Here is a 24991-nt window from a genome sequence, read left to right on the forward strand (position 1 = left end):
GGCGTTGGCGTTGGCGTTGGCGTGGCCGCGCCGGGCGACGGTCCCGAAGAAGGCGCGGCGGCGGGCGAGGGCGATGCAGACGGGGCCGCAGATGGCGCCGGCGAAGGGGACGGCGAACCGCCGCCGGAGCTGCCGGATGAACCGGACCCCTGCTGGCCGGTCAATTCCTTGATCAGCTTTTCCAGGAACCCCTTGAGCAGGGACTCGATGGCTTTCTGCAGCGTCTGGCTGTCGGTGCCCGAGGCGGAGGACGGGGAATTTCCGGACTGGACCTGGGCCTTGCGGTGGGTGTTCCAGGCACTGAAGGAAGAAAGAAGGTCGATGGGGCTCATGGGTGCTCGCGATCCCGGCGGAACGGACCGTCGGTCAAAGTGCCACGCAACATGCGTGGCTTCGCGAACACTGTGCGCCGCGCGCCTGCTTTGCAGGGCCGCCGCGCGAAGCGGCGCCGCACCACCCGAAGCGCCGCGGCTGGGCCGCGATCGGCCCCGCGGGCGGCTCGATCCCTAGCGGGCGGCGAGCGTGCGGAACACGTCGCGTGCGATCGCCACGGTCTCGTCGATGTCCTGCGCGGTGTGCGCGCTGCTCACGAAGCCGGCTTCGTACAGCGCCGGGGCGATGTACACGCCGCGGTCCAGCAAGCCATGGAACAGCGTGTTGAAGCGCGCGCCGTCCGTCGCCATCACCGTGGGGTAGTTCTGCGGCAGCTCGGGCAGCAGGAAGAAGCCGAACATGCCGCCTTCGCTGTCGGCGCTGAACGGCACGCCTTCCGCCTGCGCGGCCTGCGCCAGGCCTTCGACCAGCGAGCGGGTGCGTGCGCCCAGGACGTCGTAGAAGCCCGGCCGGGCGATCTCGCGCAGCGTGGCTAGGCCGCAGGCCGTCGCCACGGGGTTGCCCGACAGCGTGCCGGCCTGGTACACGGGCCCGAGCGGCGCCAGGTGCTCCATGATCGCGCGGGGCCCGCCGAACGCCGCCAGCGGCATGCCGCCGCCGATCACCTTGCCCAGCACCGTGAGGTCGGGCCGGAAGCCGGGGATGCTGCGGGCGTACAGGCTTTGGGCGCTGCCCAGCGCCACGCGGAAACCGGTCATGACCTCATCGAACACCAGCAGCGCGCCGTACTGCGTGCACAGCTCGCGGCAGCGCTGCATGAACGGCACGCTGGCGCGCACGAAGTTCATGTTGCCGGCGATCGGCTCGATCATCAGGCAGGCCAGGTCCCGGCCATGCAGGGCGAAGGCCTCCTCCAGCTGCGCGATGTCGTTGTATTCGAGCACCAGGGTGTGCTGCACCACCTCGGGCGGCACGCCCGCGCTCGTGGCATGGCCGAACGTGGCCAGGCCCGAGCCGGCCTTCACCAGCAGGGCATCGGCATGGCCGTGGTAGCAGCCGTTGAACTTGATGATCTTGCTGCGGCCCGTGGCGCCGCGCGCCAGGCGGATGGCGCTCATGCCGGCCTCGGTGCCCGAGCTGACGAGGCGGATCATCTCCATCGAGGGCACGTGCGCGATGATGGCCTCGGCCAGTTCGACCTCGCGCTCGGTCGGGGCGCCGAAGCTGAAGCCCTCGACCGCCGCCTTCTGCACCGCCTCGAGCACGGCCGGGTGGCCGTGGCCCAGGATCATCGGCCCCCAGGAGCCGATGTAGTCGATGAAGCGCTGGCCGTTGGCGTCCCAGAAGTAGGCGCCTTGCGCACGCTGCACGAAGCGCGGCGTGCCGCCCACGGCCTTGAAGGCCCGCACGGGCGAATTCACGCCGCCGGGGATGAGCGCCTTGGCGCGTTCGAACAGGGAGAGGTTGAGGTCAGTGCTGGGTGTCATGGGGTGGCATCACGAAGCCGTCGATGGCGGTGGGGTCGGGGGTGGGCTCGCCGTCTTCGTCATCCTCGTCGTCGTCGGGCTGCGCCCAGAACATGCGGTCGGGGATGATGTGGCCCATGCCCGGGCGAAAGCCGGCGTCCAGGCAGCGGTCCAGGTAGGCGAGCGCCTCGCTCGTGGCCTCGCCCAGGTCGTTGCCGCTGGCGACCAGCGCCGTCAGGGCAGCCGAGAGCGTGTCGCCGGCACCGGCGAAGGTGGCCTCGAACAGTTCGAACTTGCCGCTGCCCAGCACCGTCTGCGGCGAGGCGAGCACGTTCTCCACGAACTGCTCGGGCGCGGGAATGCCGGTCACCAATACATAAGGCACGCCCAGTTCGGACGCGGCCATGGCCAAGTCGCGCGCGGAGGGCTTTTTCTCGCTGGTCCAGTCCGGGAGCAGCCAGCGCCACAGGGTGCTGTGGTTTCCTACCAACAGCGAGACCTGCGGCAGCAGCAGTTCCTGAAAGGCGTCCAGGTACTGGTCGATGAGGTCGTCCCGCCACCAGGACAGATTGGGCATGTAGGCGATCACGGGCACGTCGTCGTAGTCGGACGCAATGGATGCGATGGCGCTCAGGTTCTCGGGGCTGCCCGCGAAGCCCACCTTGATGGCCTGCACGGTGAGGTCCTCCAGCACGGTGCGCGCCTGCTCGGCCACCGCCTCATCGTCGAAGGCGTAGTGGTCGAAGATCTCGGCCGTGTCGCGGATGTAGGCGCCCGTGGCCACCGCGATCGGGTGGCCGCCCACGGAGGCGATGGTGGCGATGTCCGCCGTCAGCCCGCCGGCTCCGCTCGGGTCGTTGGCGTTGAACACCATCACGCAGGCGGGGGTGGCGCCGTCGTCGTCGGCTTCATCGGGGGATGGGGAGAGGTCTGGGGGGAGGGGGGAATCTGTGGTCATGGCGCCGCACCAGCGTAACGGTTGGCACGGAAACTGCCTTCCCGTTGAGATGCTTGGATACAATCGTTGCATTCTATGTGAAGGCCATTTAAGCTGTGACGGACCCTAAAACCTGGATGTGCTTGATTTGCGGTTGGATATATGACGAGGCAACAGGTTCTCCTGAGCACGGAATAGCGCCCAATACGCCGTGGGATCAGGTGCCCATGAATTGGACCTGTCCGGAGTGTGGCGCTCGCAAGGAAGACTTCGAAATGGTCCAGATCTGAGGCGCGGCTCCTGCCAGCGTTGTTATTCCCCCTTCAGGAGCGGTGACGAAATTGACTACAACAGGCGCATCCTTCAAGGTGCTCGTCGTGGATGACAGCAATACCATCCGCCGCAGCGCAGAAATCTTCCTCAAGCAGGGTGGCCACGAAGTGCTGCTCGCCGACGATGGCTTCGATGCCTTGGCCAAGGTCAACGACTACCAGCCCCAACTGATCTTCTGCGACATCCTGATGCCCAAGCTGGACGGCTATCAGACCTGCGCCATCATCAAGCGCAACGCGCGCTTTGCCGACACGCCCGTCGTGATGCTCTCCTCCAAGGATGGCGTTTTCGACAAGGCGCGTGGACGCATGGTGGGGTGCCAGGAATATCTCACCAAACCATTTACCAAAGACCAGCTGCTGAAAGCGGTTCAGCAGTTCGGTAATGCCCAACAAGGAGCGATGTAATGCCTATCCAGAAAGTACTGGTCGTTGACGACTCGAAGACCGAGTTGATGTTTCTGACCGACTTGCTGCAAAAAAAAGGGCATGCAGGTCCGCACCGCGGAAAATGCCGAAGAAGCCTTCCGCCGCCTCGCGGAAGAAAAACCCGACCTGATCCTCATGGACGTCGTGATGCCGGGCCAGAACGGCTTCCAGCTCACGCGCGCCATCACCCGCGACCCCCAGTTCGCCGACGTGCCGATCATCATGTGCACCAGCAAGAACCAGGAGACCGACCGGGTGTGGGGCATGCGCCAGGGCGCTCGCGGCTACATCACCAAGCCGGTGGATCCTGCCGAGTTGCAAGCCAAGATCGACGCACTGAACTAAAAGCGCCCGGACCGTCCATGGCCAACCGTGAAGCGCTGAGAGAGCTCCAGACCCGCCTTGCAGCCCGCCTGCAGGCGGCGCGGGGCGAGGGTGTGTCTGTTTCGTCCTGGCTGGCCGTCGAGTCGGCGGGGCGCCGTTTCCTGCTGCCGCTGGGCCAGTCGGGAGAGATCTTTCCCTGGGCGGGCGTGCAGACCGTGCCCTATACCCATGCCTGGTTCCTCGGTGTGGCCAATTTGCGCGGCTCCCTGATCGGCGTGGTCGATCTGGCAGGTCTGCTCGGTTTGCCATCCAGCCGCACCGAGCAGGCGCTGGCCGATGCCAGCCTGCTGGCTTTCAATGCGGTGCTCGATGTGAACGCCGCGCTGCTGGTCGATCGCCTGGCCGGCCTGCGCGGCACGGAAGCCTTCGTTTCCTCCGAGCCCCCCGCCGAAGATGCGCCCCCGTTCTACGGCACCACGTATCTGGATTCCCAGGGAGTCCAATGGCAGGAGCTCAACCTGCAAGCCCTGTCCCAACACCCCGCTTTCCTCAGCATCAGTGCTTGAGTTTTTCTGTAAGGCCGCACCATGTCCGTCGTCAACCCATTTGCAAAAATGTTCAACCGCAAGCCCGCCGAGCCGGATGCCAACCCAGGGCTTTCGGGAGCGGATGCCGGGCTGGATCCGTTGACGTCCGACGCATCCTCGCTGCGTGACTCCTACCAGGCGGACGCCATGAACAGCGTGCAGGGTGACCCTTCTGCGATCTCGCAGTTCGCAGAGGGCGAGGTCGCCGACGAAGACCTGATCTCGCTGCCCCTGCTGGGCCGGGCCACGGCCGCCAGCCACCAGCGGCGCCTGCTGATGCTGCTGGCCATCGGCGTGATCGTGCTGGCGGCCATCGCCGGCTGGGTGCTGCAGCAGGCCGACCGCTCCGCGCAGCAACTGGCCGCGACCGGCCAGTCGCTGATGCAGTCGCAACGCCTGGCCAAATCCGTTTCGCAGGCGCTGGTGGGCAGCCCGCAGGCCTTCCCGGACGTGATGGAGAGCTCGGGCTCGCTGGCACGCGACGTGCGCGCATTGAACAGCGGCGACAACGAACGCAACGTGCAGGCGCTGGGCGAGACCTTCAAGCCCGACCTGGAGGCCGTGACGCCGCTGATGGAGCGCGCCGAGCGCAACGCCAGCGTGGTGATGGGCCAGCAGAAGATCCTGACGCAGGTGGGCGACGCGCTTCGCACCATCAATCGCCAGTCGTCCGATCTGCTGGAAATCGCTGAAACGATCTCCTCGCTCAAGCTGCAGCAGAACGCCCCGGCCGCTGAAATCTCCGCCGCCGGCCAGCTGGTGATGCTGACCCAGCGCATCGGCAAGTCCGCCAACGAATTCCAGACCACCGAAGGCGTGAGCCCCGAGGCCGTGTTCCTGCTGGGCAAGGACTTGAACTCGTTCAAGGAAATCGCCCAGGGCATGCTGGACGGCAGCGCCGACCTGCGCCTGGCCGCCACCCGGGATGCTCAGACCCGCGAGCAACTGGAAAGCCTGATCAAGCTCTACGAACAGACGCGTTCGCAAGCCAGCGCCATTCTGGGCAACCTGCAAGGCCTGGTGTCCGCCCGTGAAGCGCAGTCCGCCATCATCGCCGACAGCGAACCCCTGCGCCGCCAGCTGGAAGGCCTGCAGACCAAGCTGTCGTCCCAGACGGGCCTGGGCGCCGGCCAGTTCGCTGCGCTGGCCATTGCCGGCCTGTTCGTGCTGCTGTGCGGTATCGGCATCTCGCGCGTCCAGCTGATGGACAGCCGTTCGCGCCAGGCCTCTGCCGAATCGCAGCAAAAGGACGCCCGCCGCCAGGAGCAGGAAGCCAAGCGCGTGAACGACGCCAACCAGGCCGCCATTTTGCGTTTGATGAACGAGCTGCAGTCGGTCGCCGAAGGCGATCTGACCCAGGAAGCCACCGTGACGGAAGACATCACCGGCGCCATTGCCGACTCGGTGAACTACACGGTGGAAGAGTTGCGCCAGCTGGTGGGCAGCGTGCAGAACACGGCCACCCGCGTGGCACAGACAACGTCCCAGGTGGACAGCACCTCGACCGAGCTGCTGGCCGCTTCGACCGAGCAGCTGCGCGAAATTCGCGAAACCGGCCGCTCGGTGCTCGACATGGCGAGCCGAATCAATGAAGTGTCCACGCAGGCGCAGGAATCCGCATCGGTGGCGCGCCAGTCGCTGCAAGCGGCCGATTCCGGCCTGCAGGCCGTGCAGAACGCCATCGGCGGTATGAACTCCATCCGCGACCAGATCCAGGACACCTCCAAGCGCATCAAGCGCCTGGGCGAATCGTCGCAGGAGATCGGCGAAATCACCGAGCTGATTTCCGACATTACCGAGCAGACGAACGTGCTGGCACTGAACGCCGCCATCCAGGCCGCATCGGCCGGTGAAGCCGGTCGCGGCTTCTCGGTGGTGGCGGAAGAAGTGCAGCGGCTGGCCGAGCGTTCCGCCGATGCCACGCGCCAGATCTCGGCGCTGGTGAAGGCCATTCAGACCGACACGCAGGATGCCGTGGCCGCCATGGAGCGTTCCACGCAGGGTGTGGTGGAAGGGGCCCGACTGTCCGACAGCGCCGGTACGGCCCTGACCGAGATCGATCGCGTGTCGCGCCGCCTGGCCGACCTGATCGAGCAGATTTCGTCCTCCACGTCCCGCGAAGCCGAACTGGCCAACGAAGTGGCCGACAACATCCAGCACATTTTTGCGGTGACCGAACAGACCGGCGAAGGCACCCGCACGACGGCCCAGCAGGTGCGCGAGCTGTCGCACATGGCTGAAGAACTGCGCCAGTCGGTTGCACGTTTCAAGATCGCCTGACGCGCGGACCCATCAACGAACTGGCTCGCGGAGCCGGGGACGAATCCATGTCATCTACTGACGCCGCAAACGCACCCGCCGCAGACTGGACCCAGGGTGAGCAGGACCTGGGTCCTCTTGCTTGGGTGCTCGATGAGTTGCGCAAGTCCCTCGACGGCGCCGTCAAGGCCATGCGCCGATTCGTACGCGACGCCGAACTAGCGCGTGAATCCGATCTGGCGTCGCTCGACGCCGGCACGTTGCGCATCGCGCGGCAGCAATTGCACCAGGCCAGCGGCGCGCTGGAGATGGTGGGCATGGGCCCGCCTGCACTCGTGCTGCGTGCCATGGAAGCGGCGGTGCAGAAGTTCGTGCACCGGCCCGAACTGTGCAGCGACGAAGCCGCCGGCGTGATCGAGCGCGCGAGCTTCGCGCTGGTCGAATACCTGGAAAGCGTGCTGGCGGGCAAATCCGTCTCCCCGGTGGCGCTGTTTCCCCAATACCGCGATGCCCAGGCGCTGGCGGGTGCGGAACGTGTGCACCCGGCCGACCTGTGGCCGGTGGAGCGGCGCTTTCGCGAGCCCGACTTCGCCGTGTCCGTGCCGCCGCTCGACTACGGCCCCGAGGCGCGTGCGCGGCTCGACTCGGCCGTGCTGCGCATCGTCAAGACGGGCGACCTGACCGCGGCAGGCGATCTGCGCGACATCTGCCTGGCCTTCGTGGCATCGCAGTCGGACCGCCAGTCGCGCGCGTTCTGGAAGATCTGCGCGGGCTTCTTCGAGGCGCTGTCCAAGGGGCGGCTCAACCCCGATCTGTACGTGAAGCGCGTGGCCTCCCGCGTGCTCATGCAATATGCCACCCTGGCCAAGGGCGATCCGACCATTGCCGACCGGCTGGTGCAGGACCTGCTCTTTTTCTGCTCCCAGGCGCGGCCGCTGGCGGCCAACGAACCCGCGGGCGATGGATCGGCGCTGCAGGCCGTGCGCCAGGCATTCGGCCTGGACCGGTTCAAGGCCGTCGATTACGAAACCCCCCGGTTCGGGCTGTTCGATCCGGCGCTCCTGGCCCAGGCGCGCAAGCGCATGTCGGCCGCCACCGAAACCTGGTCGGCCCTCGCAGGGGGCGACCGAAACAAGCTCAAGCCGGCCACCGACCAGTTCAGCCTGGTGTGCGATTCGCTGTCCAAGCTGCATCCGGGCAGCGACAGCCTCGCCAAGGCGCTGACCCGCGCCGTGGAGGTGACCACCCGCTCCGGAGAGCCCCCGTCGCCGGCCCTGGCCATGGAAGTGGCGACGGCGGTGCTGTACCTGCAGGCCACGTTCGAAGAACTGGACTCCGCGCACGAATACATGACGGACCGCGCCGCGCGTCTGGCGGAGCGCCTGGACAACGTGGCCGCGGGCGGCGAATCGGCCCCCCTCGAGCCCTGGATGGAAGAGCTGTACCGCCGCGTCAGCGACCACCAGACGATGGGCAGCGTGGTGGATGAGCTCCGGTCCACGCTCGGCGAGGCCGAAAAGGCCCTGGACCAGTATTTCCGCAACCCGGACGACCTGTCCACGCTGGCGCCCGTGCCGGGTCGCCTGGCGCAGATGCGCGGCGTGCTGTCGGTGCTGGGCCTGGACCAGGCATCTTTGGCAGTGCTGCGCATGCGCGACACCGTGGAGCGTCTGCTGATCGGTCAGGTTCCTGCAGCCGAGCGCCAGCAGGTGTTCGAGAAGCTGGGCAGCAGCCTGGGGGCCCTGGGTTTCCTGATCGACATGCTGAGCTACCAGCGCACCATGGCGCGCAAGCTGTTCGTCTATGACGAAGAGCTGGGCGAACTGCGCATTCTCATGGGCCGCGCCCGTGGCCGTGCCACCGATGCGCCCGAAGAAGTGAACGCCAAGGTCGAAGAGCGCGGCCCCGTGGTCGCGCCCGAAATCGTTCCCCGCGTGGAGCCCGCGCCCAAGGTGGTGCAGGAGTCGCTGGGTGAACTGGCCCCGACGCTGGAAGAAGTGCTGGAGTTGCCTTCCTCCGCAGCGGCGCTGGCCGAGGCCCCTCCGGCCGCCATCGAGCCCGTGGAGAGCCTTCCCCCCGCGCCTGCGCGCCCGCACCGGCCCCCGTGGCGGCTGCCGATGCCACGCAGGACGATGAGGAAGACGAACTGCTCGACATCTTCCTGGAAGAAGCGCGCGAAGTGGTGGCCAACGGCCTGGCCGCGGTCGACGCCCTGACGGCCAAGCCGCCCGACCTGAGCGAGCAGACCACGCTGCGGCGCGCGTTCCACACGCTCAAAGGCAGCTCGCGCATGGTCGGCCTGGATGCTTTCGGCGAAGCGGCCTGGTCGATGGAGCAGGTGCTCAACGCCTGGCTGGCGGAGCAAAAGCCCATGCCCCCGGCCCTGCTGCAGCTGTCCGGCGAGGCCTTGCGGGCCTTCGGCGCCTGGGCGGACGACATTGCCGCGGGCGATGCATCGGCCTGGCACCCCCGGGCGTTCAACGCATCGGCCGAAGCCATGCGCGACACCGGCACCTTCCTGCCGTTGGCCGTGCCCTCGGCCGGTGGCGCCGTGGCCGAAGCGGTGGCCGAGCCGGTGCCGACCGTGGCCGAGGACCTGCCGGAGCCCTTGCCCGAGATCGATCTGCCTGCCGAAACGCCGGAGTTGCAGGCCACCCCCGCTGCTGCCGAGACCATCGAGGCCGCCGAGGCCGTCGAACCCGCGACGGCATCCGTGCCGGCCCATGAGTTCGACCTGATCCTCGAAGACGAGCCGCCGATGCTCGACTTCGCAGACACCGAAATGCCGGAACTGGCCGGTGCCGAACCAGCGCCGCAAGAGCCTGCGCAGCCGCCGCGCCCGAAATGGCCGAAGACATCGACTTTTCGGTGTTCGCCGAGGCCCTGGCGGAAGAATTGCCCCCGGTCTCCGAGGCCCCTGCGCAGGAGCCGGTGCAGGACGTGCCGCTGCCTTCGCTCGACGATGTGCTGGTGGACGCGGCAGAACCTGCGGCGCTGTCTGAACTGTCGCAGGCCGAGCTGGCCGATCTGGCACTGGACCTGCCCGAAGACCTGGCGGCCGAGGCCTTGCCTGAGCTGGCCTTGGATGACTCTCTGCTGGAAATGCCCGAACTGGAGTCCGACGCGGCAGGTGTGTTGCTGGACGCCGCCGCCCACCAGGACGATCTGGCAACCGAGCCAGAACCACAGGCCGAGCCCGAGCCCGAAATGGCCTCCGTGCGGGACATGGTCGAGGTTGTGGAGGCCATGGAGGATGGGGTCGAGGACGTGCCGGCCGAACCGGTGGCCGACGCCGACGCCGAAGCGGCCGCGCAGGACGAGGCGGTGAAGGTCATCGAGACCTTGCGCATCGGCATCCCGCTGTACAACGTGTACCTCAACGAGGCCGACGAATGGTCGCGCCGCCTGGCCACCTGCCTGCAGGAATGGGCGTTGGAACTGCACGAACCGTTGCCCGACACGGCCGTGGCCCTGGCGCATTCGCTGGCCGGCAGCTCGGCCACCGTGGGCTTCCATGCCCTGTCGGAAATGGCGCGCGCCCTGGAGCATGCGCTGCAGCACGTGCAGCTGCGCGGGGAGGGCACGGCCGACCAGGCCCGTGTGTTCCTGGCGGCGGCCGACGACATCCGCCGCCTGCTGCACCAGTTCGCCGCAGGCTTCCTGAAAGAGCCGAACCAGCAGGTGCTGGCCGAGCTGCGCGAGATTTTGCAGACCGAGGTCGGCAGCGGCCTGGCTGCGCTGGAAAGCGAGAGCGAAGCCCTGGCCGACGAGCCTGCGCAGGCCTTGCAGGAACTGCCCCCGCCCGAAGCACTGGCTGCCGAACCCGTGCAGGTGCCGTCGGTCGAGGAGACCGCCGAAGCCGACGTGCCGGGCGAAGAGACTTCGCCGCAACCGGTGCAAGAGGCCCAGACGGATTCCTCAGAGGCCCCGTCCGAGCCCGAAGACGTGCCCGCACCGGTGGCCCGGGGCTACGTGGCGCCTGCGTTGTCGGTCGTGGTGTCCAACCCGTACGACGACGAGGTGGACGCGGCCATCGCCCATGCGGTGGCGCAATCGTCCGATATCGACGACGACATCGACGCGCTGGACGTCATCGACCCGGACCTGTTTCCCATCTTCGAGGAAGAGGCAATCGAGTTGCTGCCGGTGCTGGGTGCCGCGCTGCGGCAGTGGGCCGCCCGTCCCGAGAACCTGGGCGCCCGCAGCGAACTGCTGCGCGCCCTGCACACCCTCAAGGGCAGCTCGCGGCTGGCCGGTGCCATGCGCCTGGGCGAGATGGCCCACCGCCTGGAGTCGGCCGTCGAGCAGATCGACGTCGAAGATCCCAAGGCGGAGCTGATCGAGCCCCTGCTGGCCAGCTTCGACGGCCTGCAGGCCAGCTTCGATGCGCTGCGCAAGATCGGCTCGCAAGGCCTGGTCGAGCCCGTGGCCGTGGCTCCGGTGCCCGCCTCCGAGCGGCAGGATTCGCCGCCATCGGTGCCGGCCTCGGCTGAGGCCCCCGAGGCACCGGTGCTGCAGAAGCTGCCCGCGGTGCGCCTGCCGGCGGCCTCGCAGCTCACCGCCGTGCGGCCCGTGTCGAGCCAGTCGGTGCGCGTGCGTGCCCAGTTGCTCGACCGGCTGGTCAACCAGGCGGGCGAGGTGATGATCGCCCGTTCGCGCCTGGATGTGCGCCTGGGGCAGATGAAGGGTTCGCTGGCCGATCTGTCGGGCAACCTGGATCGCCTGCGCCAGCAGCTTCGCGACATCGAGGTGCAGGCGGAGTCGCAGATGCAGTCGCGCCTGGCGCTGTCCAAGGATTCGGCCGCAGGCTTCGATCCGCTCGAGTTCGACCGCTTCACGCGGGTGCAGGAACTGACGCGCATGATGGCCGAGTCGGTGAACGACGTGGCCACGGTGCAGCGCAACCTGCAGCGCTCCATGGAAGGCGCGGAAGACGATCTGATCGCCCAGGGCCGCCAGGCCCGCGAACTGCAGCGCGACCTGCTGCGCACCCGCATGGTGGAGTTCGAAGGCATTTCCGAGCGCCTGTACGCCGTGGTGCGCCAGGCGTCCAAGGAGACCGGCAAGCAGATCAAGCTGGACATCTCCGGCGGCTCCATCGAGATGGACCGGGGCGTGCTGGACCGCATGACGCCCGCCTTCGAACACCTGCTGCGCAATTGCGTGGCCCACGGCATCGAGGCCCCCGAGGTCCGGACGGCCGCGGGCAAGCCGGCGTCGGGCACCATCACGGTGGACCTGCACCAGGAAGGCAACGACGTCTCGGTCGAGTTCCGCGACGACGGCGCGGGCCTGAACATCGACCGCATCCGGGCCAAGGCCGTGGACCAGGGGCTGATCCCTGCGGACGCCGAGCTGAGCACGGCCGATGCCGCCAACCTGATTTTCACGCCGGGCTTCTCGACGGCGAACGAGATCACCGGCCTGTCCGGGCGGGGCATCGGCATGGACGTCGTCCGGGCCGAAGTCAACGCCCTGGGCGGCCGCATCGAGACCCACACCACGGCGGGGCAGGGCACCTCCTTCCGCATGGTGCTGCCGCTCACCACGGCCGTGACGCAGGTGGTGATGCTGCGCGCGGGTGACCTGACCATCGGCGTGCCGGCCAACCTGGTGGAGATCGTGCGCCGCACGACCGCCAGCGAGCTGGATGCCGCCTACCAGCAAGGTGCGTTCGAGGACGGCGTGGAGGCCTTGCCCTTCTTCTGGGCGGGTGCCTTGCTGCAGTCTTCGCAGCGCAGCAGCGAGACCTCGGGCAAGACCCGTCCGGTGGTGGTGCTGCGCAGCGCGTCGCAGCGCATCGCGGTGCACGTGGACGAAGTGCTGGGCAACCAGGAAGTGGTGGTGAAGAACCTCGGGCCGCAGCTGTCGCGCCTGCCAGGTCTGGCGGGCATGTCGGTGCTGGCCTCCGGTGCCGTCGTGCTGATCTACAACCCGGTGGCGTTGTCCACGGTGTACGGCGACCAGGTGCGGGCCCAGCTGGCAGCGCTGTCGGCGCCGGCCGGCGGTGCCGAAGCGCAAGGCGGCGGCGATGGCGAGCGCAAGGCGGCGGTGCCTGCGCTGTCGGCGGCCAGCCAGGTGCCCCTGGTGCTGGTGGTGGACGATTCGATCACGGTGCGCCGCGTCACGCAGCGCCTGCTGCAGCGCGAAGGCTACCGCGTCGTGCTGGCGGCCGATGGCCTGCAGGCCCTGGAGCGGCTGCAGGAAGAGCGCCCGACCGTCGTGCTGTCCGACATCGAAATGCCGCGCATGGATGGTTTCGACTTGGCCCGGAACATCCGTGCCGATGCGGTGCTGCGCGACCTGCCGATCATCATGATCACCTCGCGCATCGCGCAAAAGCACCGCGAGCATGCGGCCGAACTGGGGGTGAACCACTACCTGGGCAAGCCGTATTCGGACGAGGAACTGCTGAGCCTGGTGCAGCACTACGCGCGGGCAGCCGCCGAAGCCGCCGTGGCCTGAGCCACCCTGCTGCCACCGCCATGAGGGCCGCTTCCGAGCGGCCCTTTTTCTTTTCATCCAGCGGGCCGGCCGCACCATATCAAGGTGGCTGTCGGCATGGTTGCGCGCTGTCCCGCCAAGGCCATCGCGCCGCCAGTCGCCGCCGCCGGGTCAGTCCTTTGCGGCCTTGACCACCCCGTACCGCGCGAGCGTGCGTTGCCGCGCCTCGTCATGGTCCACCACCGGGCGGGGGTAGTCCTTGCCCAGCACCACGCCCGCCGCCTGCAGCTCCAGGGGGGCCGCCGTCCAGGGCGCATGCAGCGCCTTGCCCTGCAGGCCCGCCAGTTGCGGCAGATAGCGGCGGATGAATTGGCCGTCCCGATCGAACTTCTCGCTCTGGCTCACGGGGTTGAAGATGCGAAAGTAGGGCTGGGCGTCGCAGCCGCTGGAGCTGGCCCATTGCCAGCCGCCGTTGTTGGCCGACAGGTCGAAGTCGTTCAGCTTCTCGGCAAAGTAGCGCTCGCCCCAGCGCCAGTCGAGCCCCAGGTCCTTGGTGAGAAAGCTGGCCACCACCATGCGCAGGCGGTTGTGCATGTAGCCCGTCTGGTTGATCTGCGCCATGGCGGCATCGACCAGCGGGTAGCCCGTGCGGCCCTCGCACCACGCGGCGAACAGGGCTTTGGCGTGGGCGCCGCTTTCCCATTCGATCGCATCGTAGACCGGCTTGAAGCTGGCGCCCGCCACGTGGGGGTGGTGGGCGAGGATCTGGAAGTAGAAGTCGCGCCAGATCAGCTCGCTCAGCCAGGTGGCGGCCCCGGCGCTGCCTTTGCGGCTGCGTTCGTGCGCCGCGCGTGCGGCCACCCGGGGCGAAAGCGTGCCGAAGCGCAGGTGCACGCTCAGGTAGCTGGGGCCCTTCACCGCCGGGAAGTCGCGGGCCTCGCCGTAGTGGTCGATGCGGCCGAGGAAGTCCTCGAACAGGGCCTGCGCGCCCTGCATGCCCGTGGGCAGGTGCAGCGACTTCAGGCCCGTGGGCTCGAACCCCAGCGACTGCAGCGACGGCACCCCGCGGCGCAGGCCCGCAGGCCTGGGGGCCAGCCGGGCGGCGTGGCGCTCGACGGGGTAGGAGCTCAGGTAGAAATCGTCGGCCTTGCGCAGCCAGGCATTCTTGTAGGGCGTGAACACGGTGTACGGCGTGCCCGACTGAGTCAGCACCTCGGCGCGCTCGAAGATGCTGTGGTCCTTGAAGGTGAGCAGGCGCTTGCCCATGCCATCCAGGGCGCCGCGCACGCGTGCATCGCGTTCGAGCGCGAGCGGCTCGTCGTCGTGGTTGGCGAACACCACCTGCACGTCCAGTGCCTGGGCGAGCGCGGGAATGTCCTGGTGGGCGATGGCGTGGCGCACGATCAGGCCGCCATGCGGGTCCTTGGAGAGCGCCCGCAGGGCCTCGTCCAGCTCCACCAGGGATTCGCGGATGAACTCCACGCGCCGGTCCGCGCGGGGCAGGGCGTCGAGGATTTCGCGGTCGAAAATGAACGCGCAATGCACCTGCGCGCACTGGCGCAGGGCGTGGTACAGGGCGGCGTGGTCGTTGCTGCGCAGGTCGCGGCGGAACCAGACAAGGCCCGATGAAAAGGTGTGCTCCATGATCGTCGTTAAAATTGCCAAATGCCTGCCGATTCTGCGCCCATGAACCTGACGCACCATTTCTTGATCGCCATGCCGGGACTGGAAGACGCGTCGTTTGCCCGCAGCGTCGTGTACCTGTGCGAACACAGCGAGCGTGGTGCGCTCGGCCTCATCATCAACAAACCCTCCGACATCAGCCTCAAGGGGCTGTTCGACAAGGTCGATCTGTCGCTGCGCCGCGCCGACCTGTCCCAGGAGCCCGTCTTCCAGGGCGGCCCGGTCCAGACCGAGCGCGGCTTCGTGCTGCACGAACCCATGCTGACCGACAGCGTGGACACCGACGAATCGGCCTATGCCTCCACCATGACCATTCCGGGCGGGCTGGAGATGACGACCTCCAAGGATGTGCTCGAGGCCCTGTCCACCGGCGCTGGCCCGCGCCGGGTGCTGGTCACCCTGGGCTACTCGTCCTGGGGCGAGGGGCAGCTCGAATCCGAACTGGCCGAGAACAGCTGGCTGACCGTGGGCGCCGACCTGTCGGTGATCTTCGACACGCCGGTGGGCGAGCGCTACGACCGCGCCCTGGGCCTGCTGGGGCTGCAGTCCTGGATGCTCTCGCCTGACGCGGGGCATGCATGAGCGGCACGCCCGCCGCCGCTCCCTCCGCCCCGCTGGCCGTCCCCGCGCATTTCCAGAGCTTTCTGGCGCTTGACTTCGGTCTCAAGCGCACCGGGGTCGCCGTGGGTTCGCGCCTGCTGCGCACCGCCACCCCCCAGGCCACGATCCGCGCCGAAGGCGATGCCCGCTTCGCGCAGGTGGCCGAGCGCATCCGCGAATGGCAGCCCGATGCGCTGGTCATCGGCGTGCCCTACCACCCCGACGGCGCGAGCCACGAGAACACCGCGCGCGCCCTCAAGTTCGCTCGCCAGCTGCGCGGGCGCTTCGGCCTGCAGGTGTTCGAGGTGGACGAGCGCTACAGCACCACCGAGGCGCATTCGACCGGCGCCCGCGATGCCGACGCCGCCTCCGCCTGCATCATCCTGGAGCAGTTTTTGAGGAATCTTCCATGAGTGCCACGCCCCCCACGTCCCCACCGCCCACCCCGGGCACCCTCGCGCTCGACGCCGAAGCGCTGTACCGCGAGCTGCTGCGCGGCGTGCGCAGCCTGCGCACCGCCAATACCCAGCTGGCGGGCATCGCCTCGGGCGGTGCCTGGCTGGCCGAGCGGCTGCAAAAGGACCTGGGCCTGCCGGGCGAGGCGGGCGTGCTGTCGTCGGCCATGCACCGCGACGATTTCTCGCAGCGCGGCATGGCGGTGAGCGCGCAGACGGCGCTGCCCTTCGACGTGAACGGCGCCGACATCCTGCTGCTGGACGACGTGCTCTACACCGGCCGCACCATCCGCGCGGTGCTCAACGAACTGTTCGACTACGGCCGCCCCGCCAGCGTGCGGCTGGCCGTGCTGGTGGACCGGGGCGGGCGCGAACTGCCGGTGCAGGCCGAGTTCGCCGCCGCCCGCGTGGCGCTGCCGGACACGCAATCGCTGGCGCTGGCCCGAACCGAGGCCGGCACCTTCCACTTCCAAGTCCAAGAGGCCTGACGGTGCTGTACAAGCGCAATCCCCAACTGAACGCCAACGGCGAGCTGATCCACCTGCTGTCCATCGAGGGCCTGCCCAAGAGCATCGTCACTCACATCCTCGACACCGCGGCCAACTTCGTGTCGGTGAACGACCGCGAGGTCAAGAAGGTGCCGCTGCTGCGCGGCAAGAGCGTGTTCAACCTGTTCTTCGAAAACAGCACGCGCACCCGCACTACCTTCGAGATCGCCGCCAAGCGCCTGTCGGCCGATGTGATCAACCTGGACATCGCGCGCAGCTCGGCCAGCAAGGGCGAGTCGCTGCTGGACACCATCGCCAACCTGTCGGCGATGGCTGCCGACCTGTTCGTGGTGCGGCACAGCGAATCGGGCGCGCCCTACCTCATCGCGCAGCACGTGGCGCCGCACGTGCACGTCATCAATGCGGGCGATGGCCGGCATGCCCACCCCACCCAGGGGCTGCTGGACATGTACACCATCCGCCACTACAAGAAGGATTTCAGCAACCTCACGGTGGCCATCGTGGGCGACGTGCTGCATTCGCGCGTGGCCCGCTCCGACATCCACGGCCTGACCACGCTCGGCTGCGCCGAGGTGCGCGTGGTGGGCCCGCGCACGCTGGTGCCGACCGACATGGCCCAGATGGGCGTGCGCGTGTGCCACACGCTGGAGGAGGGCATCAAGGACGCCGACGTCGTCATCATGCTGCGCCTGCAGAACGAGCGCATGAGCGGCGCGCTGCTGCCGTCCAGCCAGGAATACTTCAAGAGCTTCGGTCTCACGCCCGAGAAGCTGCAGCTGGCCAAGCCCGATGCCATCGTCATGCACCCGGGCCCCATCAACCGCGGCGTGGAGATCGACTCCGCCGTGGTGGACGGCAAGCAGAGCGTGATCCTGCCGCAGGTCACCTTCGGCATCGCGGTGCGCATGGCGGTGATGTCGATCGTCGCTGGCAACGAGGCGTGATCGTCTGCTATGAAATTTATAGCTATATGCCCTAGTGATATCTGCGCTGGCGGCCTTTTTTGCTTAAAACCATGAAGATACTGATCCAGAACGGCCGCGTGATCGACCCTGCCAGCGGCCTTGACCAGACCGGCGATATCGCGCTGGCCGCGGGGCGGGTCATCGCCGTGCAGCGGGCGCCCCGCGACTTCGCGCCCAACCGCGTGATCGACGCCACCGGCTGCATCGTGCTGCCCGGGCTGGTGGACCTGGCGGCGCGGCTGCGCGAGCCGGGCCACGAGCACGAGGGCATGCTCGAATCCGAAATGGCGGCGGCCGTGGCCGGCGGCGTGACCAGCCTCGTATGCCCGCCCGACACCGACCCCGTGCTGGACGAGCCCGGCCTGGTGGAGATGCTCAAGTTCCGCGCCGAGAAGCTGCACCAGGCGCGTCTGTTCCCCCTGGGCGCGCTCACCCGCGGCCTGGCCGGCGAGGTGCTGACCGAAATGGCCGAGCTGACCGAATCCGGCTGCGTGGGCTTCGGCCAGGCCGACGTGCCGCTGGCCAGCACCCAGGTCACGCAGCGCGCGCTGCAGTACGCCGCCACGTTCGGCTACACGGTGTGGCTGCGCCCGCAGGAACTGCACCTGGGGCGCGGCGTGGCGGCCAGCGGGCCGCTGGCCACGCGCCTGGGCCTGTCGGGCGTGCCCGTGGCGGCCGAGACCATCGCGCTGCACACCATCTTCGAACTGCTCAAGACCACGGGCGCACGCGTGCACCTGTGCCGCATCAGCAGCGCGGCGGGCGTGGAACTGGTGCGCCGTGCCAAGGCCGAAGGCCTGAAGGTGACCTGCGACGTGAGCATCAACTCCCTGCTGCTCACCGACACCGACATCGGCTTCTTCGACAGCCGCGCCCGCCTGTCGCCGCCGCTGCGCCAGCAGCGCGACCGCGACGCCCTCCTGGCCGCGCTGGCCGACGGCACCATCGATGCGCTGGTGTCCGACCACACCCCGGTGGACGAAGACGCCAAGACCCTGCCGTTCGCCGAGGCCGAACCCGGTGCGACGGGGCTCGAACTGCTGCTGGGCATCGCCCTCAAGTGGTCCGCCGACCACGGCGTGCCGCTGGCGCGTGCGCTGGCCACCGTCACGTCGGAACCTGCGCGCGTGCTCGGCAGCGCCCTGGGCACGCTGCAGGCCAGCGTGGGCCAGATCGTGGAAGGCGGTGTGGCCGACCTGTGCGTGGTCGATCCCGCCGCGGCCTGGACCGTGGAGGCCGGTGCGCTGCGCAGTCAGGGCAAGCACACGCCGTTCTCCGGCTACGAACTGCCCGGCCGCGTGCGCTGCACCCTGGTGGGCGGGCAGATCGCCTTCGAGCGCGGCAGCGAGTGAGCGTGCGCACCGCCGCCACCGGGCCCGCGGCATGAAGCGCCAGGTCCGCGCCGCATGGCGCCTGGTGCGCGTGCTGGTGCATCTGGTGACCGGGCTGGGCACCGTGGCGCTGCGGTTTCCCCGCATGCCGGAAAGCGAGCAGCACGCGCGCGTGCAGGCCTGGTCGCGGCAAATGCTGGTGCACGCCGGCATCACCCTCGACGTGCGCGGCACGCCTGCGCCCCATGGCCCGGTGCTGCTGGTGGCCAACCACCTGTCCTGGCTCGACATCACCGTCATGCATGCCGCGCGGCATTGCCGGTTCATCTCCAAGTCGGACGTCAAGGGCTGGCCGCTGGTGGGCACGCTCGCCACGGCGGCCGGCACGCTCTACCTGGAGCGCAGTTCGCGCCGCGATGCCGTGCGCATGGTCCGGCTGATGCAGGAAGCGCTGGCGCGCCGCGAGGTGCTGGCCGTGTTTCCCGAAGGCACCACGGCCGATGGCACCGCGCTGCTGCCGTTCCACGCCAACCTGCTGCAGGCCGCCGTGGCCGCCGACGCCCCCGTGCAGCCGGTGGGCCTGTGTTTCGTGGAGCGCGCCACCGGCGCGCCGACCACCGCGCCCAACTATGTGGGCGACGACACCCTGGTCGGCTCCCTGTGGCGCACCTTGACCGCAGACGCCTTGGTGGCGGTGGTGCACTACGGCCCGTTGGAGCAGGCGCAGGGCCGCGACCGCCGCGCCTGGGCCGACGATCTGCGCCACGCCGTGGACGCCCTGCGCCGCCCCTGAGCCACGTCTCCAGGCACGCCTGCCGGCATCGCAGCCATCGGCGGCTGCGCCACTGTCGGTGTCAATGGGTGCGGGCGGGGTCTTCCAGCGGCAGGAGCCGGTTGGCGATCTGCGTGGACTTCACGATGGACGTGCTCGTCGTGGCATACGGCGCGAGCTTGCCCAGGCAAGGGTCCAGCGCGTCGATGTCGCGCAAATAAAGCCGGCAGAAGAATGCGTCGTCGCCAGTGACCTTGTCGCATTGCACGACTTCGTCGATTTCACGAATCACCTGCTCGACCCGGGATAGCTCTCCGGGCAGCGGGCGGACCCGCACGATCGCTGCAATCGGAAACCCAATGGCCTTGGGCGATACCTGGATGGAAAATTTCTCGATCACTCCCTGGTCGATCAGTCGCTTGATCCGTTCGGCGCAACTGGGCTGGGACAGGCCGACCCGCTCGCTGAGCGCTTTCACGGTGGTCTTGGCGTCTTCGTGCAAGGCGCTCAACAGATTCCGATCAATGTTGTCCATATTATTCAAATGAGGTAACAGCTAAAAATATCTAATTTAATTAGGATGATTGGCATTTGAATCTCATTTTTTGCATTCCTCTCATTCACTCTCCCTTATTAGAATGGGTGCCGTTTCAGCAGAGGGGCAATATAAGCGACCTGGGGCGAAATCGGAGGCGCGATTTTCTCCGGGCTTATGCGGATCGGGCATGGCTTATTGCGTGCCAGGAATGCTGCTGGACTTTCCATGTGGCGTGCTGCCGGCGGCCGGCTCGCGGCAAGGCGACATTTGCCGCCGCGAATCGACCGCGGTGCCGCCTTTTCAATGCAGAGATCAAATGATTCAACACCAGCTCAAGACACACGGTTACTGCCAATTCATCCCCGAGATCGAATGCGATCCCGGCGAACTGAAAATCCTGCACCAGGAGTTCGATGGCCTGGAGCACGACCCCTACGCGCCTGCGCAGGTCCAGCGGTTCCGGCGGTATGGCAACGGGATCATCCTTCCGTGGGCCGACCAGGCCGACATCCATTGGATTCCGACGGTGCGGGACGACCAGGGCGCCCGCCTGTCTGGCTACGATCAGGGCGGCAACAACCCGGAGCACCCCGACATCCGGTACTTTCACGCCCTGAGCGAGGCCGCCAAGGCCACCGATTTCCTCTGCGATCTGGTGAAGAAGGATTTCTCGCACACCTTCTGGTCGGAGGCCGATCGCCGTGCACCCATCTACTTCGGCGTGCATTTCGTGAAGCTCCGGTCCGGTTCATCGTCCGACCTGGGCATCAGCTCACCCGACTGCTTCCACCAGGACGGCGAGCCCTTCACGTTCGCCCATCTGATGCGCCGCACGAAAAGCACCGTGGGCGGCACCAATTACATCGGCACGGTGGAAGCGCGTGGCCTCGGGCTGCACGAAGTGCCCAAGGAGCAGGTCATCGCTGAATTCGAACTCTCGCAGTTTCTCGAGAGCTTCGTGGTGCACGATCCGCGTGTATCCCATTATGTGACGCCCATTCGTCGAAAAGAAAATGAAATGGGTGACGGAGAGCGCTGCGTTATACTCATCGACTTTTCCAGAATGAGGCAGAGCATTTAAGCCATGGGTGTTTTTTATTCCTTGCTCCCGATCGTGCTGGCGCTGGTGGGCGGTTTCCTTGCCGGGAAAATCATTCCGCCCCGATTTTGCAAGCGGCTGATCGGTTGGATATTGCCCCTGGTCTGGCTGCTGCTTTTCCTGATCGGCGTGGAGTTTGGCGAGGTCATTCTTTCTGCGCAATCGGTCGGGCAGGTGGTCAGGACGGCCGTGATCTTCGCCCTGCTGACCACCCTGGTGCCCTGCGGACTGATTTTTGCAGCCGGCATTCGCAGCAGCGGCACGGCGGGCGCCAAGGCCGGCAAACTGGGCTTTCACACCATCTGGCCGCCGCTGAAGGAGTGCTGCATCGCCCTGTCCATGGTGGCGCTGGGCAGTTCCCTGTTTTTCGTCAACCAGGCGTATCTGGCCGGTGCCCTCTGGCTGCCATCGAGCTCCGCCATCCTGCTGGCCTTGATCGTGTTGGTGGGCATCGACCTGGCCCACGTCAAGCTCAGTTCCCACTGGTTTTCATGGGCCGTGCTGTCGGTGCCGGTGCTGGTGGTGATCGGATCGTTCGTGGGTGCGGCCGCGGCCTCCTGGGCCACGGGCGAGGCCATGAAAACCTCGCTGGCGCTGTCGAGCGGCTTCGGCTGGTTCACCCTGTCGAGCGTCATGGTGGGGCATCACCTCGGGCAGACCTATGGGACCATGGCGCTGATGACCGACTTGTTCAGGGAGCTGATAGCAATCGTCGCGCTCTACGCCATCGGTCGCTACCAGCCCGCGATCGGCATCGGCAGCGCAGGGGCCACGGCACTGGACTCCACGCTGCCGATCGTCAAGCAGGCCTGCCATCCGGATGCGGTCCCGCTGGCCCTGGTGAGCGGCTTCATCCTCACCGTCCTGGCCCCCGTCTTCATCGCCTTCTTCCTGTCGTAGACGGCCGCTGTTCGCCTTGGAGGGGGCGAGGCAGGCCGCCGCCACCATCGATGTGCCCATCGCGGGATCAGGCCCGCGGAAACGCCACCACGTGGTCCACCTGCGGTCGAATGCCGATCCACTCGCCCACGGCGTGGTCATGGTGGCTCGGCACATGGGCCATCACCGTGAGGCCGTCCCGCAACTGCAGCGTGTACAGGAACTCCGAGCCCCGGAACGACTTGCGGACGATGCGCGCCTGCACGGGCGAGGCGTCGTCGTGCACCACATCGTCGGCCCGCAGCAGCACGTCGCATTCCCCGCCGGGGTAGCCCGTGGGCAGGGGGCACTCGGCCGCATCGGTCAGGTCGCCCAGCGGCGTGTGGGCCACCACGTTGTCCCCGCGCTGCTCCAGCGTGGCCGGCGCGAACACCCCGTGGCCGATGAAGTCGGCCACGAAGCGCGTGGCCGGGCGGTGGTAGAGCGCATAGGCATCGTCCCACTGGTGCAACTGGCCGCTTTCCATCACGCCGATGCGGTCGCCGATGGCAAAGGCCTCCAACTGGTCGTGGGTGACGAACAGCGCCGTGGCGCCGGCCGCTTTCAGAATGCCGCGCACCTCGTGCGCCAGGCGCTCGCGCAGGTCCACGTCCAGGTTGGAAAAAGGCTCGTCTAAGAGCATCAGCTGCGGCCGGGGCGCCAGCGCGCGGGCCAGCGCCACGCGCTGCTGCTGCCCGCCGGAGAGCTCGTGCGGAAAGCGTGCGGCGCTGCCCTCCAGGCCCACGAGCCGCAGCACCTCGTCCACGCGCGCTGCCTGTTCGGCGCGCGGCAGGCGGTGGATGCCGAAGGCCACGTTGCGCCCCACGGACAGGTGGGGGAAGAGGGCGTAGTCCTGGAACACCATGCCGATGCGCCGCTGCTCCGGTGGCACGCTGCGGCCCGCGCCGCCGCTCACCACCGCGCCGCTGAGCCGGATCTCGCCGGCCGTCACGGGCTCCAGCCCGGCCACGGCGCGCAGCAGCGTGGTCTTGCCGCAGCCGGAGGGGCCGATGAGCACGCCGATCTCGCCCGCTGCGAGGCCCAGGGTGACGCCGCGCACGGCGGCTTGCGCGCGGCCGGCGTAGCGCACTTCCAGTTGGGAGACTTCAAGGAACATGGCCGCGATTCTAGAAGGCGCCAATGCGTAGAATTCGCATTTGCATCCAGACGGCCCTGCCGGCGTGCCCTTCAGCGCTCGACCGAAGCCATCTTCGACCGGAATGCCCCGTCCGATTCTCCCGACCCTTCCCTTCAGGGCCCGCCCTTGCCACGCCTTCTTTCCGCCCTGCAATCCATTCCCCTGCTGCTGCTCGCCACTGCGCTGACCTTGCCGGTGCTGGCCGTGCTTGCGTCGTGGCTGCCGGGCAGCGCCGGTGGCGCCGAGGCCGGGGCCATCCTGCGCGAAATGGCCGCCACCGTGCTGCCCGGCTACTTTGCCACCACCGTGTGGCTGGGCCTGGCCGTGGCCATCGGCGCGGCGGTGGTGGGCACGGCAACGGCCGCCGCCGTCACCCTGTTCGACTTTCGCGGCCGCCGCACGCTGGAATGGCTGCTGCTGCTGCCGCTGGCCATGCCGGCCTATGTGACCGCCTACGCGTACACCGACTTCCTGCAGTTCAGCGGCCCGCTGCAGGTGTGGCTGCGCGAAACCTATGGCCTGCAAGGCCGGCTGCTGCCCGAGGTGCGCAGCCTGGGCGGCGCGGTGTGGGTGTTCATCTTCTCGCTCTATCCCTATGTGTACCTGCTGGCCCGCACGGCACTGGGCGAGCGCGCTGCCCACCTCATGGAAGCCGCCCGCCTGCTGGGGGCGCCGCTGGCGCGGCGCGTGCGCACCGTCGCGCTGCCGCTGGCGCGCCCCCGCGGTCGCGGCCGGCGTGGCGCTGGTCCTCATGGAAACACTGGCCGACTTTGGCGTGGTGAGCTACTTCGGCATCCAGACCTTCACCACCGGCATCTACAAGGCTTGGCTGTCGATGGACAACCGCCTGGCCGCGGCGCAGTTGGCCACCATCCTGCTCGTGCTCGTCATGCTGCTGCTGCAGCTGGAGCAGCGTGCACAGCGGCGCATGCGCTTTGCCGCGGGCGGGGCGGGCCGTGCGGGCTCCGCCGAGGCCCAGCCGCAGCGGCTGCAGGGACTGCGCTGCGCCGCCGCCTGGGCGGTGTGCGTGCTGCCGGTGGTCTTCGGCTTCGTGGCCCCGGTGGCCTTCATGCTGCGGCCCCTGGCGGCCGACTGGTCCGTGCTGCCCTGGTCGCGTTTTCTGGAGTGGGCCGGCAACAGCGTGCGCCTGGGCAGCATCACCGCCGTGCTGGCCGTGGCCATCGCCCTGGTGCTGGCCTTCGCCGTGCGGCGGCGCGCCGGCGCGCTCACCCGTGGCGTGGCGCAACTGGCCAGCCTGGGGTATGCCGTGCCCGGCGCCGTGATCGTCGTGGGCCTGCTGCTGCCCGTGGGCTGGCTGCAGGCCGCCGCCCCCCAGTGGGGCCTGCCATCGATCATCACCGCCACGGCGGTCGGCATCGTGTGGGCCTACCTCGTGCGGTTTTGCGCCGTGGCGTTGCAGTCGATGCAAAGCGGCTACGCGCGCATTCCCGCCAGCCTGGACGACTCCGCCCGCATGCTGGGCGCCGGCGGCGCCGGCCTGCTGGCCCGGGTGCACTGGCCCCTGCTCCAGCGCTCCACGGCCGCCGCGGCGCTGCTGGTGTTCGTTGACGTGATGAAGGAACTGCCCGCCACCATGGTGCTGCGGCCCTTCAACAGCGACACCCTGGCCGTGGTCGCCTACCAGTTGGCGCGCGACGAGCGGCTGGGCGAGGCGGCTTTGCCGTCGCTGGCGCTGGTGGCCGTGGGGCTGGTGCCGGTTGTGCTGTTGAGTCGGACGTTGCGGAGCCGGGGGTGAGGGGGAGATAGAGGGGGGGGTTTCAGAGCCTGTTTAAAACCACGCACACGCACGGGGCGCGACCTGGCGCTCGGTCAGGTTGGTGCCTTCGATCGCGTTGTTTCAACCCACGCGCC

General features: G+C 68.1%; 18 protein-coding genes and 3 pseudogenes. 15 read left to right on the forward strand and 6 right to left on the reverse strand.

Annotated features, from left to right (window positions below; genetic code table 11):
• From AC27IO_RS08825 to thiD, 3 genes are all read right to left on the reverse strand, one after another.
• A partial coding sequence (locus tag AC27IO_RS08825) for a hypothetical protein (RefSeq protein ID WP_498738493.1) occupies nucleotides 1–332 on the reverse strand: 332 nt, incomplete at its 3' end.
• 174 nt (nucleotides 333–506) lie between these two features.
• Nucleotides 507–1820 (reverse strand): glutamate-1-semialdehyde 2,1-aminomutase, encoded by a 1314-nt coding sequence (hemL, locus tag AC27IO_RS08830; RefSeq protein ID WP_498738495.1) that lies wholly within the window; start codon nucleotides 1818–1820, stop codon nucleotides 507–509.
• The gene (thiD, locus tag AC27IO_RS08835) at nucleotides 1804–2757 is read right to left on the reverse strand and encodes a bifunctional hydroxymethylpyrimidine kinase/phosphomethylpyrimidine kinase (protein WP_272567362.1); all 954 of its coding nucleotides are present in this window, start codon (nucleotides 2755–2757) and stop codon (nucleotides 1804–1806) included. Before thiD ends, hemL begins: the two co-directional genes overlap by 17 nt.
• 95 nt (nucleotides 2758–2852) lie before the next feature.
• Between thiD and AC27IO_RS08840 the strand changes: the two genes are divergently transcribed.
• The 6 genes and pseudogenes from AC27IO_RS08840 (at nucleotide 2853) to AC27IO_RS08865 (ending at nucleotide 13132) form a co-directional block, all read left to right on the forward strand.
• Nucleotides 2853–3026, forward strand: a complete 174-nt coding sequence (locus AC27IO_RS08840) for a rubredoxin (protein ID WP_272567365.1) — start codon at nucleotides 2853–2855, stop codon at nucleotides 3024–3026.
• Nucleotides 3027–3077: 51 nt separating this feature from the next.
• Nucleotides 3078–3476 (forward strand): response regulator, encoded by a 399-nt coding sequence (locus tag AC27IO_RS08845; RefSeq protein ID WP_092741676.1) that lies wholly within the window; start codon nucleotides 3078–3080, stop codon nucleotides 3474–3476.
• Nucleotides 3476–3842, forward strand: a pseudogene (locus tag AC27IO_RS08850) (response regulator). Before AC27IO_RS08845 ends, AC27IO_RS08850 begins: the two are co-directional and overlap by 1 nt.
• Before the next feature lie 17 nt (nucleotides 3843–3859).
• Nucleotides 3860–4387: a chemotaxis protein CheW gene (locus tag AC27IO_RS08855; protein WP_284429415.1), complete on the forward strand. Its 528-nt coding sequence runs from the start codon at nucleotides 3860–3862 to the stop codon at nucleotides 4385–4387.
• 21 nt (nucleotides 4388–4408) lie between these two features.
• Nucleotides 4409–6688 carry a methyl-accepting chemotaxis protein gene (locus tag AC27IO_RS08860; protein ID WP_284393221.1) on the forward strand — a complete coding sequence of 760 codons (2280 nt, stop codon included), beginning with the start codon at nucleotides 4409–4411 and terminating at the stop codon, nucleotides 6686–6688.
• Nucleotides 6689–6735: 47 nt separating this feature from the next.
• Nucleotides 6736–13132, forward strand: a pseudogene (locus AC27IO_RS08865) (hybrid sensor histidine kinase/response regulator).
• 150 nt (nucleotides 13133–13282) lie between these two features.
• Here the strand turns inward: AC27IO_RS08865 and AC27IO_RS08870 are convergent.
• On the reverse strand, nucleotides 13283–14755 hold the full coding sequence (locus tag AC27IO_RS08870; protein WP_498738499.1) for a cryptochrome/photolyase family protein: 1473 nt from the start codon (nucleotides 14753–14755) through the stop codon (nucleotides 13283–13285).
• 21 nt (nucleotides 14756–14776) lie between these two features.
• Here AC27IO_RS08870 and AC27IO_RS08875 point away from each other — a divergent pair, with 21 nt between their 5' ends.
• The 6 genes from AC27IO_RS08875 to AC27IO_RS08900 all read left to right on the forward strand — a co-directional run bounded on the left by AC27IO_RS08875 (nucleotide 14777) and on the right by AC27IO_RS08900 (nucleotide 19447).
• A complete protein-coding gene (locus AC27IO_RS08875; protein ID WP_272567371.1) occupies nucleotides 14777–15376 on the forward strand; it encodes a YqgE/AlgH family protein in 600 nt (199 codons plus the stop codon).
• Nucleotides 15373–15807, forward strand: a complete 435-nt coding sequence (gene ruvX, locus AC27IO_RS08880) for a Holliday junction resolvase RuvX (protein WP_284405335.1) — start codon at nucleotides 15373–15375, stop codon at nucleotides 15805–15807. The genes AC27IO_RS08875 and ruvX overlap by 4 nt, the downstream gene beginning before the upstream one ends.
• Complete coding sequence (pyrR, locus tag AC27IO_RS08885; protein ID WP_284405336.1) at nucleotides 15804–16337, forward strand: bifunctional pyr operon transcriptional regulator/uracil phosphoribosyltransferase PyrR; 534 nt, start codon at nucleotides 15804–15806, stop codon at nucleotides 16335–16337. Before ruvX ends, pyrR begins: the two co-directional genes overlap by 4 nt.
• Nucleotides 16277–17302, forward strand: a complete 1026-nt coding sequence (locus AC27IO_RS08890) for an aspartate carbamoyltransferase catalytic subunit (RefSeq protein ID WP_498738510.1) — start codon at nucleotides 16277–16279, stop codon at nucleotides 17300–17302. Before pyrR ends, AC27IO_RS08890 begins: the two co-directional genes overlap by 61 nt.
• A 71-nt stretch (nucleotides 17303–17373) precedes the next feature.
• Nucleotides 17374–18675 carry a dihydroorotase gene (locus tag AC27IO_RS08895; protein ID WP_498738502.1) on the forward strand — a complete coding sequence of 434 codons (1302 nt, stop codon included), beginning with the start codon at nucleotides 17374–17376 and terminating at the stop codon, nucleotides 18673–18675.
• A gap of 31 nt (nucleotides 18676–18706) precedes the next feature.
• A complete protein-coding gene (locus tag AC27IO_RS08900) occupies nucleotides 18707–19447 on the forward strand; it encodes a lysophospholipid acyltransferase family protein (RefSeq protein WP_284426632.1) in 741 nt (246 codons plus the stop codon).
• 61 nt (nucleotides 19448–19508) lie between these two features.
• On the opposite strand, the gene AC27IO_RS08905 is transcribed toward AC27IO_RS08900, so the two are convergent.
• Nucleotides 19509–19961: an Lrp/AsnC family transcriptional regulator gene (locus tag AC27IO_RS08905; RefSeq protein WP_284429409.1), complete on the reverse strand. Its 453-nt coding sequence runs from the start codon at nucleotides 19959–19961 to the stop codon at nucleotides 19509–19511.
• 211 nt (nucleotides 19962–20172) lie between these two features.
• On the opposite strand from AC27IO_RS08905, the gene AC27IO_RS08910 reads away from it, so the two are divergent.
• Both AC27IO_RS08910 and AC27IO_RS08915 read left to right on the forward strand, forming a co-directional pair.
• On the forward strand, nucleotides 20173–21045 hold the full coding sequence (locus AC27IO_RS08910; RefSeq protein WP_498738505.1) for a 2OG-Fe dioxygenase family protein: 873 nt from the start codon (nucleotides 20173–20175) through the stop codon (nucleotides 21043–21045).
• Nucleotides 21046–21048: 3 nt separating this feature from the next.
• Nucleotides 21049–21963: a LysO family transporter gene (locus AC27IO_RS08915; RefSeq protein WP_498738507.1), complete on the forward strand. Its 915-nt coding sequence runs from the start codon at nucleotides 21049–21051 to the stop codon at nucleotides 21961–21963.
• A gap of 67 nt (nucleotides 21964–22030) precedes the next feature.
• On the opposite strand, the gene AC27IO_RS08920 is transcribed toward AC27IO_RS08915, so the two are convergent.
• Entirely contained in the window at nucleotides 22031–23098 is a 1068-nt protein-coding gene (locus AC27IO_RS08920) for an ABC transporter ATP-binding protein (protein WP_284429406.1), read from the reverse strand.
• A gap of 147 nt (nucleotides 23099–23245) precedes the next feature.
• Between AC27IO_RS08920 and AC27IO_RS08925 the strand changes: the two are divergent.
• Nucleotides 23246–24875: pseudogene (locus AC27IO_RS08925) on the forward strand (ABC transporter permease).
• Nucleotides 24876–24991: the final 116 nt, after the last annotated feature.

The sequence above is a fragment of the Acidovorax sp. KNOB132 genome, from assembly GCF_057541515.1.

Coding starts and splice junctions, on each gene's coding strand:
- hemL (WP_498738495.1), bottom strand. CDS start 1,820: ATGACACCCAGCACTGACCTCAACCTCTCCCTGTTCGAACGCGCCAAG.
- thiD (WP_272567362.1), bottom strand. CDS start 2,757: ATGACCACAGATTCCCCCCTCCCCCCAGACCTCTCCCCATCCCCCGAT.
- AC27IO_RS08855 (WP_284429415.1), top strand. CDS start 3,860: ATGGCCAACCGTGAAGCGCTGAGAGAGCTCCAGACCCGCCTTGCAGCC.
- AC27IO_RS08860 (WP_284393221.1), top strand. CDS start 4,409: ATGTCCGTCGTCAACCCATTTGCAAAAATGTTCAACCGCAAGCCCGCC.
- AC27IO_RS08870 (WP_498738499.1), bottom strand. CDS start 14,755: ATGGAGCACACCTTTTCATCGGGCCTTGTCTGGTTCCGCCGCGACCTG.
- AC27IO_RS08875 (WP_272567371.1), top strand. CDS start 14,777: ATGCCTGCCGATTCTGCGCCCATGAACCTGACGCACCATTTCTTGATC.
- ruvX (WP_284405335.1), top strand. CDS start 15,373: ATGAGCGGCACGCCCGCCGCCGCTCCCTCCGCCCCGCTGGCCGTCCCC.
- pyrR (WP_284405336.1), top strand. CDS start 15,804: ATGAGTGCCACGCCCCCCACGTCCCCACCGCCCACCCCGGGCACCCTC.
- AC27IO_RS08895 (WP_498738502.1), top strand. CDS start 17,374: ATGAAGATACTGATCCAGAACGGCCGCGTGATCGACCCTGCCAGCGGC.
- AC27IO_RS08900 (WP_284426632.1), top strand. CDS start 18,707: ATGAAGCGCCAGGTCCGCGCCGCATGGCGCCTGGTGCGCGTGCTGGTG.
- AC27IO_RS08905 (WP_284429409.1), bottom strand. CDS start 19,961: ATGGACAACATTGATCGGAATCTGTTGAGCGCCTTGCACGAAGACGCC.
- AC27IO_RS08910 (WP_498738505.1), top strand. CDS start 20,173: ATGCTGCTGGACTTTCCATGTGGCGTGCTGCCGGCGGCCGGCTCGCGG.
- AC27IO_RS08915 (WP_498738507.1), top strand. CDS start 21,049: ATGGGTGTTTTTTATTCCTTGCTCCCGATCGTGCTGGCGCTGGTGGGC.
- AC27IO_RS08920 (WP_284429406.1), bottom strand. CDS start 23,098: ATGTTCCTTGAAGTCTCCCAACTGGAAGTGCGCTACGCCGGCCGCGCG.